Here is an 11,041-nt window from a genome sequence, read left to right on the forward strand (position 1 = left end):
GTCAGATTCCTTCCCAGACGACCGACCTGCGCAGCCGCTTTTCAATGCGCGCGCCCACACTCGCCAGAAGCTTTGCCAGCGCGTAGTAGAGGAGCCCCACCACGGTCCACACGATGAACGGCTCGAGCGTGCGCAGATTGAGAATGTTGCCGATCTTGGTCAGATCGAACACGCCGATGACCGAGATCAGCGATGTGACCTGAAGCTGGTTCACCAGAAGGCCGACCAGCGGTCCGATGGAGAACGCGGCAGCCTGCGGCAGAAGCACGAAGCGCAGGATCTGCCAGCGCGAATGCCCATAGACCTTTGCCGCCGCCACCTGCTCCGCCTCCACCGCATCGATGCCCGAGCGGAAGATCACGAATGCAAACGCCGCCGTGTTCAGGCTGATGGTGAGCGATGCCGCCACGAATGGCGTCATGTTGATGTGAAAGAAGGCCGGCAGACCGAAGAACACCAGAAAGAGCTGAACCAGAACCGGCGAGTTCTTGAGCGCTTCACTGATCGTGACGATCACCTGCCGCAGCACCGGCACGCGGTAATAGTCGACCAGGGTGAAAAGCGCCGCGATCAGAAGGCCGACAAGCGTGGTGAGCGTGAAGAGCCCCACCGTGACGCCCAGCCCCTGCGCAAGCAGCACCAGATCGTATGGCGTGAAGTCTGCATATCTCATGCCGCGCCTCCCGTATCCATCGCCCGGTTGAGCCGCCTGTGAACCGTGTTGATCAGAAGCGACAGCGCATAGGTGAGCGAGGCGTAGAGAACGAGCAGCACGAGATAGACCTCGAAGGGCTTGAAGGTGGTCGAAGCCACGATCTTGGCGGTGCCCGTCAGTTCATTGATCGTGATCGTCGACAGGATCGAGGAGGTCAGAACCATGTTGATCAGCACCGAGCCCATCGGGCGCACGGAGGTGCGCAGCGCAATCGGCAGAACGATTTTGGTAAAGATGGTCCAGCGGCTGAGGCCACTCACCTTCGCCGCCTCGATCACCCCCTGATCCACCGCCAGAATGCCCGAGCGGATGACATCGGAAACAAACGCGCCGCCGATGATCGACAGGGCGATCACCCCGGTCTCGAACGCGCCGATATAGATGCCGATTTCCGGCAGGCCGTAGAAGAAGAAAAAAAGCTGAACGATGAACGGCGTGTTGCGGAACACGTCGCTATAGGCGAACGCAACCCCGCGCACGATCCGGTTTCCGGACGTGCGAAGCGACGCCATCAATGCCCCGATGAGAACCGCCCCGATGATTGCCAGCGTACAGGCGAACACGGTGAGCAGAAACCCGTCGAGCATGAAGGGCAGGTGCGGCCGAAGCGTAACCCAGAGCTGATTCAACGTCCCCCCTCTCCTCAAAAGTGAAAGCGCTTTCATTTAATGAGACAGTCGCCGCCCGTGTCAAGGCCGCAGGCGCGGATTCATCCCGCGCGTCCATGGAAAGCATGTTGATTGTGGAAGAGGCATGACGCCCGTGAGATCTGCTCAACGGCGCGAGCAGAGCAATTCCAGGAAAAGTGGGAACCGGTTTTCCGTCCGGAATTGCGCAAGAGCAATGAATGAGGGCGTTTTTGCAATTCCAGGAAAAGTGGGAACCGGTTTTCCGTCCGGAATTGCGCAAGAGCAATGAATGAGGGCGTTTTTGCAATTCCAGGAAAAGGGGGAGCACTCTAACCCCGAGAAATCAAAAAGCTGACCCCGCCTCCCGGCAGAGCGGGAGGCGGGGTCGAAAGCGCTGGAAATTAATTTCCCGGCAAACCGGATCAGAGCACCTTGGAGAGGAACTCTTTCGTGCGCGGCGACTGCGGATTGGCAATCATTTCGCGTGGGTTGCCCTCTTCAACGATGACGCCGCCATCCATGAAGATCAGCTGGTCACCGATCTCGCGGGCAAAGCCGATTTCATGGGTCACCACCACCATGGTCATGCCGGTTTCGGCAAGATCGCGCATGACCTGCAGAACCTCGCCCACAAGCTCGGGATCGAGCGCGGAAGTGGGTTCGTCAAAAAGCAGAACCTTGGGCTTCATCGCCATGGCGCGGGCAATGGCCACGCGCTGCTGCTGACCGCCGGAGAGTTCGCGCGGATAGCTGTCGACTTTCTCGGACAGGCCGACACGGGCGAGCAGCTCCAGCGCCTCGCTCTTGGCCTGCTCCACCGGCACGCGGCGCACATGCACCGGCGCTTCGATCAGGTTCTCCATCACCGTCATGTGCGAGAACAGGTTGAATGACTGAAACAGCATGCCGATCTCGGCGCGCCGCTGGCAAAGCTCGTTGTCCTTCACCTCATAGAGCCTGTCCTTGCGCAGATCGTAGCCAACGAATGCGCCGTCGACGAGCAGAATGCCGCCGGTCAGCTTTTCCAGATGGTTGATGCAGCGAAGGAACGTGCTCTTGCCGGAGCCGGAAGGCCCGATGATGCAGGCGACCGAGCCCTTCGGAACGTCGATGTCCACGCCCTTCAGAACGTCCAGCGTTCCAAAGGATTTGCGCACGCCGCGCGCGAACACCATGGAATCTTCCGGCACGCCGAAGCGGGCGCGGTTTTCAGATGGAGTGTTGCTCATGTCGCCGCTCCCTTTGCGCGGGTTCCGAAGGCATTGCGCAGGAGGCGCGTGGTCAGGGACTGGCTGCGGGTTTCACTGCGGCCGAAATGGCGCTCCAGGAAATGCTGCCCCACCGACATGATCGAGACCACGGCGAGATACCAGACGGCCACCACGATGAGCAGCGGAATGGTCTCGAAGGTGCGCGCATAGATCGACTGCGCCGAATAGAACAGGTCGTCCACGGCGATGAAGGTCACCAGCGAGGTCAGCTTCAGAAGATTGATTGCCTCATTGCCTGTCGGCGGCACGACGAAGCGCATGGCCTGCGGCAGCACGATGCGCTTCAGGATGTTGCGGTAGGGCATGCCCAGTGCGCTTGCCGCTTCCGACTGGCCGGTCGGCACCGACTTGATGCCGGCGCGGATGATCTCTGCCATGTAGCCCGCCTCGCAAAGCGAGAGCGCCACAACGGCGGAGAAGAAAGGCGTCATGAAATCATTGGTGCGGATCGAGAAGATTTCGCCGACGAAAGGAAGCGTCAGCGAGAATTCGCGCACCAGCAGCGCCAGGTTGAACCAGAAGATCAGCTGGATCAGCGCCGGCACGCCGCGGAAGAACCACACATAGGCGCCCGCAAAGCTGCGCAGCACCGGGCTCGGCGACACACGCATCACCGCGACGATGGTGCCAATGACGATCGCCAGGAACATGATGACGACCGTCAGCACCAGCGTGGTCATGAGACCGCTCATGATCGACGGATGGAAGAGGTAGCCGGCGGCTGTCTCCCATCCGAAGGCCGGGTTGACGGCAAAGGCGCGCAGGATGAAGTACGATAGCACCAGGGTGAACGCCGTCCCGATCCAGATGCCGTAATTGCGGCGCGGCACGACGACGAGACGGTCGACCTCCTCCACCACGGATGGCTGGGGCCGAGCCTTGCTCGTATCAACCTTGCTCATCGTTTCTCCAAACTCGCTACAGTGGGACTACAGGCCGATTACTCGGCCCGCAGCGCGTCCATGGTGTCGACGAAATAGGGTTCCTTGATCGCGTATGCGCCCATTCCATACTTGTCGAGGATCGACTGATAGGTGCCGTTCTCGAACAGTTCGGCGAGTGCCGCGACCATCATGTCGGCGGTTGCCTGATCGCCCTTCGCAATGGCGAGGCCAAGCGGCGCGACGTCATAAAGCGTCGGCAGAACGATGAGCTTGCCATTGCTCGTGACCTCGAAATAGCTCGATGCGGTCGCGTCATCAACGCGGGCGTCGATGCGGTCGGCGAGCACGGCCTGTATGATGTCCGTCGACGTGTTGAACACCGACTTGTCGATCGCTTCCTTGCCATTCTCGGTGCATTCGGCGCTCAGCTTGTCGACCAGGAAGTCGGAACCGCTGCCCGCCGACACGCCCACGCGCTTGCCGCAAAGCGGCATGTCGCCGGCGAAGTCGTCCTTCTTCTCCGGCGATGTCGAAGCCGCGATACCGGCCTTGATGAACATCACGAAGTCGACCTGCTCCAGGCGCTCGGGCTTGGCCGAAAAGGTTTCCCAGGCGATCTTGAAGCGACCGGCCGCCAGGCCGGGGATCATCGAGGGGAACGGGGTGCGCTGCACATCAAGCTCGGCATCCACCAGCTTGGCGACTTCGCCGGCCAGTTCGATGATGATGCCGGTCGGCTTGCCGTCTGCATCAAGATACTCGAAAGGCGCGAAATCGATCGTGTTGGCGACCGACAGCTTGCCGCTTTCCGTGACTTCCGGCGCAACCGGAATGTCGGAAGCCGATGCCGAAGCGCTCAGCCCCATCAGTGCGGCAAGGCCGAGGCCCGCCATCTGCGAAACATGTTTGTTCATACCCGTTCTCCTCTGGACTTATCCATATATGCCTCAGCCCCCGAGGCATAATCCCTTTGAAAACGGCCCTGGCGTCCTTCGGGACGATCAAGGCCGTTTCAAGCGCGAAGATCAGTTCGCCGCAGCTTCTTCAGCGGCTTTCTTCTTGCGGTAATGATAGTTCTTGTCGATGCGCTCCATCAGGTAATCCCCATAGAGCACCGGCTCGTATTTCGGTGCAGCGCCCTCGGGCACGCAGGCCGGCAGCGCCTCGATCTGCGCTTCCATCGACGGATCGAAGAAGAAGGGCTGCGAGTAGCGCTCACGGCCCGACCGGTTGATCACCCGGTGCGGCGTGGAGACGAACACGTCGTTCGACCAGCGGGCGAGGATGTCGCCCACATTCATGACGAAGGAGTTCGGGATCGGCGGAGCCGGCACCCAGTCGCCACCCTTGTTCTTGACTTCGAGACCGCCGACATCGTCCTGCGCGAGCAGGGTGATGAAACCGTAATCGGTGTGCGGTGCGGAGCCGAACAGCCCCTCTTCCGCCGGCTGCGTGGGATAGTGCAGAAGGCGCAGGAAGGTGGTCGGATCGTCGAAGTGGCTGTTCAGCTCGTCCGGCGACAGGCCGAGCGAGATGGAGATCGCACCAACCATCTTGCGGGCCAGCGTGTTCATCTGGTCCACATAGCGCTCGATGGTCTCGCGAAACTCCGGCAGCATCACGGCGTCCGGCCACTGGTTCGGCCCCTGAAGCGGCTTGTCGGCAGCCACGCGCGGATCGTCAGCGTCGACCTCATGCATGAAGAAGAGCGACTCGCTCTGGTTCGGCTTGCTCACGGTCGCGACCGACGAGGTGACGATGGTGGAGCCGGCGAACGGCAGGTAACCGCGGAAGTTCTTGTCGATCCGCAGTTTCAGCTTTTCTTCTTCGGGCAGAGCGAAGAACTGCCGGCTCGCTTCTCGTACGGCCTCGATGTCCTCCTGCGCGATCTGGTGACCGACGATGTAGAGGAAGCCGATGTTTTCCAGATAGCCGCGCAGCGTCGACGCGACTGCGCGCACGGCGTCCTCGTCGCCGCCATAAAGACCCGAGACGTCGAGAACCGGAATCTCCGAAAAATCGCCGCGTTCACTCGTTGACATGACCACCATCCCAGCTTGAAGATACTATACAGTACTGTATTTATGCATATCGGATTGTGCTCGGCAATAGCCGAATCAGACGGAAATGGGAACCGACATGGCGCCACGTAAGATCATCATCGATACCGACCCGGGGCAGGACGACGCCTTCGCGATCCTGTTCGCCCTGGGTTCCCCGGAAGAACTCGAAGTGGTTGGCATCACGACCGTTGGCGGCAATGTGCCCCTTTCGCTCACCACCAAGAACGCGCTCAAAGTTGTGGAACTTGCAGGCCGCCCCGACGTGCCGGTCTTCGCAGGCTGCCCCGGACCGATGGTGAAGCCTCTGATGACGGCGGAATATGTCCACGGCGAAACCGGGCTGGACGGCGCCGAACTCCCCGAGCCGACGACGCCCGTGCAGGACGAGCACGCCGTCAACTGGATGGTTCGCACGATCATGGACGCGCCCGAAGGCGAGATCACCGTCTGCACGCTCGGGCCGATGACGAACCTCGCCATGGCCATGACCATGGAGCCGCGCATCATCCCCCGCATCCGCGAAGTGGTGCTGATGGGCGGCGGCTTCTTCGAGGGCGGCAACGCCACGCCGGCAGCCGAGTTCAACATCTTCGTCGACCCGCATGCGGCCCACAAGGTGTTCCACTCGGGCGCGCCGGTCACCATGGCCCCCATCGACTGCACCTACACCGCACAGATGACGCCGGAATGGCTCGAAACGCTGGGCGCCACCGGCAGCCGCGCCGCACTCGAGGCCGCCAACATGGCCGGTTTCTTCTGCCAGTATGGCGATCACAAATTCCCGACCAAGGCGCGGCCGATCCACGATGCCTGCGTCACCGGCTATCTGCTCGTTCCGCAGGCCTATGAGCAGCGCGAGTGCTATGTCACGGTCGACATCTCCTCGTCCGAGACCATTGGCATGACGGTGGTCGACTGGTGGCACGTCACCGGCAAGCCGAAAAACGTCAATGTGCTGCGTCGGATCGATCCGGCTCCGTTCTTCGACCTCATGCTGGAGCGCATCAGCGCCCTGCCCTGACGCAATTGCGGCAATGCACGATGGCGCTGCGCACCCAACGGGGTGCGCAGACCACTTTAGAGTTTACGGATGACCGGCCCCGCAACTTCTGTTAGCGAAAGCCGTTCGACAGGAAAGAGACCAGCAGGTTCCCAGAACAACAGCGCGTGAATGCGCACCAGAAGTGGAGGCAGCCCGTGGCGCAGAAGAAGGCATCGAAATCCGCAAAGGACAAGAAGACGTCATCGCGCCAGACGCTGTCCCGTGAAGCCTGGGCAAAGGCGGCGCGCAAGGTTCTGGAAAAGCGGGGCATCGCCGAGGTCAAGATCGACCGCCTCGCCCGCCACTTCAAGGTCACGCGCGGCAGCTTCTATTTCCACTTTTCCAGCCTAAAGGATCTCCACGAAGAGCTTTTGAACGAATGGCGTCGCGCCAATTGCGCGCCCTTCGAGGCTAAGCGCGACGTCACCGATGTCGACGGGCTGCAGTTCTTCACGGAGATCGTTCACATCTGGGTGGATGAAGACCCTTTCAGCCCGCTTCTGGATCTCGCCGTGCGAGACTGGTCGCGCACCTCGAAAGCGCTCGGTCAGGAAGTCGCCCGCATGGACGACCTGCGCATCACGCTCCTGCAACGCGCCTTTCGCGCCATGGGATACGGGCCGGAGGAGAGCCTTGTGCGCGCCCGGCTGACCTATTTCCACCAGATCGGGCAATACGCGCTCTCCTTCAAGGAAGATCCCGACCAGCGCAAACGCCATGCGCCCATCTACGGAAAAGCGCTGCTCGCGCCGCTGGTCCAGGAGCCCAACCTGCCAAAAGACTGGCAGGACGGGGAAGGTCGTTAAACGGCAACCAGTTATCGCGCTTAAAGGCTTCACGACCGGTAAGAAGCGCGAAATCGGCGCATTTCCGCAACTATTTCGAGCCGGCTAAGAATAAACCGTTGACGAAAGAAAATTTCTAAATAGGTTGCCGCTACGTAATTTCGGGTGGGGGCCCTATGGGACGAGTGATCGAGATCATCGCAATCGCGGTGATCTGTTGGGGTGTGTTGTTTTCATTTTTCTGGGTGGTGAACACCGCGTTTTTTTGCCCGCGCTATTCCAATGCGCAGGCTGCAATTCATATTGCGGAAGCTGTCGGCCTCTGCGTCATCATCATCTTTCTTTTGGACTTATTCATCGCCCGGGTCAGCCAGAGGAAGTAGCGGTTCGAGTATTCAGCATCGCCCGCCCCGCATCTCATCCAATGGTCTATTGACAGATCCGCTCCAGCAAAGAGACTGACTGAAAGACACTGTCAGACGGCCCGGGAGGCCGGGAGCCAGGACAGCGTGGAGGCGCTGGCTGGCAGTGGCAGGCAAACCATGGGGAGGAAAGCCATGGATGGACGCAGTCTGTCGTATCATGCGGACAGGGTTCTGGCAGCGGTCGATTCCAACCGCTCGGCCAAGTCCGCGCTCGTGGCGTCGTGGCAGCGCTCCTGCCGGCTCCATCGGCTCGACCCGGCCGAACGCCGCAACCCGGAACGCATTTCCGATGCGGAACTGGCGGCCGCCCGCGCACGGCTCGAACCGCTTCTCCGCTCCGCGCAAACCCCGCTCGACCAGCTTTTCCTCGCCGTCGGCAGCTCCGGCTGCTGTGTGGTTCTGGCCGACCGGCAGGGCATTCTGATGGAACGGCGCGGCACGCCGGGCGATGACGAGACCTTCCGCCAGTGGGGGCTTTGGACCGGCACGGTCTGGAGCGAGCAAAGCGAAGGCACCAATGGCATCGGCACCTGCCTCGTGGAGCGCCGCACGCTGACAATCCACCGCGACCAGCACTTCCACTCCCGCAACACGCTTCTCTCCTGCACCACCGCGCCGGTCTACGATCATGAGGGCCATCTGGCGGGCGCGCTCGACGTTTCTTCCTGCCGCGCCGACTTGACCGACGGCTTTGTCAGTCTCATCGCCACCGCGGCCAGCGATGCCGCCCGCCGCATCGAGGCGGAGGCGTTTCGCCTCGCCTATCCTCAGGCGCGCATCATGCTCCTGCCAGCGGCGGACCCGTCGGCCCTCATCGCGGTCGACAGCGACGATCTGGTGATCGGCGCAACCCGCACGGCCCGCGCGCTTCTCGACCTCCCGCCCGGCCCGCTTGCCAATCCGCTGCCCGCATGCGACGTGCTGGGCGGCCCGCAGACCGCGTCGCCCGGCCTTGCCGGGGCCGAACGCAGCGCCCTTCAGCGCGCGCTTGTCAGCGCCGGCGGCAATGTTTCCGAGGCCGCGCGCCAGCTCGGCATTTCCCGCGCCACCATGCATCGCAAGATGGCCAGGCTCGGCGTCGGCCGCACCCATTAGCGCCTTCCGGGATGTTTTGATGCGTCACCTGTCGCAGATCTGAGACAGGTGACGCACGCCCCCGCTCTTCCCCCTCTGCCGCACCGGAAAACCCGCGCCTACCCTTCCCTTCATGCCGCATGACGCGGTTTGAATTCGGGAGGATTTCATGAACAAGGTTGAATTCGCACGCAGCGCGAAAGCGCCCTTCGCAAAGCGTTATGACAATTTCATCGGCGGCGCATGGGTCGCGCCGAAATCCGGGCGCTATTTCGAAAACACCTCGCCGGTCACCGGCCAGCCGCTGGGCGAAATCGCCCGCTCCGACGCAGCCGACGTGGAGCTGGCGCTCGACGCCGCCCACAAGGCCAAGGACGCCTGGGGCCGCACCAGCCCGGCAGAACGCGCCCTCATGCTCAACCGCATCGCCGACCGGATGGAAGAAAACCTCGAGCTTCTGGCGCGCGCGGAAACCTGGGACAATGGCAAGCCGATCCGCGAAACGACCGCAGCCGACGTACCGCTCGCCATCGATCATTTCCGCTACTTTGCCGGCGTCCTTCGCAGCCAGGAAGGCTCCATCTCGCAGATCGACGACGATACCGTCGCCTATCATTTCCATGAGCCGCTGGGCGTGGTCGGCCAGATCATCCCGTGGAACTTCCCGCTTCTCATGGCCTGCTGGAAGCTCGCGCCTGCGCTCGCTGCCGGCAATTGCGTGGTGCTGAAGCCCGCCGAGCAGACCCCGGCCTCGATCATGCTGTGGGCCGATCTCATCGGCGACATTCTGCCGGAAGGCGTTCTGAACATCGTCAACGGTTTCGGCCTTGAAGCCGGCAAACCGCTCGCATCCTCCAACCGCATCGCCAAGATCGCCTTCACCGGCGAAACCACGACCGGCCGGCTCATCATGCAGTATGCCAGCCAGAACCTGATCCCGGTCACGCTGGAGCTTGGCGGCAAGTCGCCCAACATCTTCTTCAAGGATGTCACCGCCGAGGATGACGACTTCTTCGACAAGGCCATCGAGGGCTTCGTCATGTTCGCGCTCAACCAGGGCGAGGTCTGCACCTGCCCGAGCCGCGCCCTCATCCATGAGGAGATCTATGACGCGTTCATGGAGCGCGCCCTGAAGCGCGTGGAGCAGATCGTGCAGGGCGACCCGCTCGACCCGGCCACCATGATCGGCGCGCAGGCATCCTCCGAGCAGCTTGAGAAGATCCTGAGCTACATCGACATCGGCAGGCAGGAAGGTGCGGAAGTGCTGACCGGCGGCGAGCAGGCGCACCTGCCCGGCGATCTGGCCGGCGGCTACTACGTCAAGCCGACAGTCTTCAAGGGCCACAACAAGATGCGCGTCTTCCAGGAAGAGATTTTTGGCCCCGTCGTTTCGGTCACGACCTTCAAGGACGATGCCGAGGCCATGGAAATCGCCAATGACACGCTCTACGGGCTGGGCGCAGGCATCTGGAGCCGCGACGCAAACCGTCTCTACCGCTTTGGCCGGGGCATCCAGGCGGGCCGCGTGTGGACCAATTGCTACCACGCCTATCCGGCCCATGCGGCCTTCGGCGGCTACAAACAGTCCGGCATCGGTCGTGAAACGCACAAGATGATGCTCGACCACTACCAGCAGACCAAGAACATGCTGGTCAGCTACAGCCCCAAAAAGCTGGGCTTCTTCTGAGAAAAGGAAAGCCGGCTTTCGCTGGCGTCAGACTGGCCTTTCCCCGTTCGCGGGGAAAGGCATCCGCTTCGATGGAGCTTCCCCATGTGCAACAGCGCCAGACCCATGTCCAACAAAGCCAGACATGACAAGGTTTCTGCAACGCCCGAAGCGCGTGCGCTTCTGGACGAGATCATCGCCGATCACGGCCCCGTCCTCTGTCACCAGTCGGGCGGCTGCTGCGATGGATCTTCACCCATGTGCTACCCGCGCGGCGATTTCATCGTCGGCGATCAGGACGTGCTTCTGGGCCATATCGGCGACACGCCGGTGTTCATCAGCGCATCGCAGTTCGAGGCGTGGAAACACACCGACCTGATCATCGACGTGGTGCCGGGGCGCGGCGGCATGTTTTCGCTCGATAACGGGCGCGAAAAACGCTTTCTCACCCGCTCGCGCGTCTGCGCCGCACCCGTCCGCGAATAGG

Annotated in this window: 12 protein-coding genes; 6 read left to right on the top strand and 6 right to left on the bottom strand. The window is 61.9% G+C overall.

What is annotated here, in order from left to right:
• Position 1: 1 nt before the first annotated feature.
• From NDI72_RS08360 to NDI72_RS08385, 6 genes are all read right to left on the bottom strand, one after another.
• Positions 2-673, bottom strand: coding sequence for an ABC transporter permease subunit (locus NDI72_RS08360; protein WP_065815703.1), 672 nt, complete (start codon positions 671-673; stop codon positions 2-4).
• Positions 670-1,380 (bottom strand): amino acid ABC transporter permease, encoded by a 711-nt coding sequence (locus tag NDI72_RS08365; RefSeq protein ID WP_113154142.1) that lies wholly within the window; start codon positions 1,378-1,380, stop codon positions 670-672. The genes NDI72_RS08360 and NDI72_RS08365 overlap by 4 nt, the downstream gene beginning before the upstream one ends.
• A gap of 386 nt (positions 1,381-1,766) precedes the next feature.
• The gene (locus NDI72_RS08370) at positions 1,767-2,573 is read right to left on the bottom strand and encodes an amino acid ABC transporter ATP-binding protein (RefSeq protein WP_113154141.1); all 807 of its coding nucleotides are present in this window, start codon (positions 2,571-2,573) and stop codon (positions 1,767-1,769) included.
• Positions 2,570-3,517 (bottom strand): amino acid ABC transporter permease, encoded by a 948-nt coding sequence (locus NDI72_RS08375; RefSeq protein ID WP_113154140.1) that lies wholly within the window; start codon positions 3,515-3,517, stop codon positions 2,570-2,572. Before NDI72_RS08375 ends, NDI72_RS08370 begins: the two co-directional genes overlap by 4 nt.
• A gap of 38 nt (positions 3,518-3,555) precedes the next feature.
• On the bottom strand, positions 3,556-4,413 hold the full coding sequence (locus NDI72_RS08380; RefSeq protein WP_283800202.1) for an ABC transporter substrate-binding protein: 858 nt from the start codon (positions 4,411-4,413) through the stop codon (positions 3,556-3,558).
• A 111-nt stretch (positions 4,414-4,524) separates the two neighbouring features.
• Complete coding sequence (locus NDI72_RS08385) at positions 4,525-5,541, bottom strand: isopenicillin N synthase family dioxygenase (protein WP_206544584.1); 1,017 nt, start codon at positions 5,539-5,541, stop codon at positions 4,525-4,527.
• A gap of 97 nt (positions 5,542-5,638) precedes the next feature.
• Here NDI72_RS08385 and NDI72_RS08390 point away from each other — a divergent pair, with 97 nt between their 5' ends.
• The 6 genes from NDI72_RS08390 to NDI72_RS08415 all read left to right on the top strand — a co-directional run bounded on the left by NDI72_RS08390 (position 5,639) and on the right by NDI72_RS08415 (position 11,040).
• Positions 5,639-6,583 carry a nucleoside hydrolase gene (locus NDI72_RS08390; RefSeq protein ID WP_113156163.1) on the top strand — a complete coding sequence of 315 codons (945 nt, stop codon included), beginning with the start codon at positions 5,639-5,641 and terminating at the stop codon, positions 6,581-6,583.
• A 176-nt stretch (positions 6,584-6,759) separates the two neighbouring features.
• Complete coding sequence (locus NDI72_RS08395) at positions 6,760-7,410, top strand: TetR/AcrR family transcriptional regulator (protein ID WP_283800203.1); 651 nt, start codon at positions 6,760-6,762, stop codon at positions 7,408-7,410.
• 164 nt (positions 7,411-7,574) lie between these two features.
• Positions 7,575-7,772, top strand: coding sequence for a hypothetical protein (locus tag NDI72_RS08400; protein ID WP_113154138.1), 198 nt, complete (start codon positions 7,575-7,577; stop codon positions 7,770-7,772).
• A 174-nt stretch (positions 7,773-7,946) separates the two neighbouring features.
• Positions 7,947-8,909: a helix-turn-helix domain-containing protein gene (locus NDI72_RS08405; protein WP_113154137.1), complete on the top strand. Its 963-nt coding sequence runs from the start codon at positions 7,947-7,949 to the stop codon at positions 8,907-8,909.
• 148 nt (positions 8,910-9,057) lie between these two features.
• The gene (gene adh / locus NDI72_RS08410; protein WP_113154136.1) at positions 9,058-10,575 is read left to right on the top strand and encodes an aldehyde dehydrogenase; all 1,518 of its coding nucleotides are present in this window, start codon (positions 9,058-9,060) and stop codon (positions 10,573-10,575) included.
• Between the two features lie 105 nt (positions 10,576-10,680).
• Positions 10,681-11,040, top strand: coding sequence for a DUF779 domain-containing protein (locus NDI72_RS08415; RefSeq protein ID WP_283800205.1), 360 nt, complete (start codon positions 10,681-10,683; stop codon positions 11,038-11,040).
• Position 11,041 lies beyond the last annotated feature (1 nt).

Source organism: Nitratireductor sp. GZWM139 (genome assembly GCF_030068685.1).
In the GTDB taxonomy this organism is placed as follows: Bacteria; Pseudomonadota; Alphaproteobacteria; order Rhizobiales; family Rhizobiaceae; genus Nitratireductor; species Nitratireductor aquimarinus.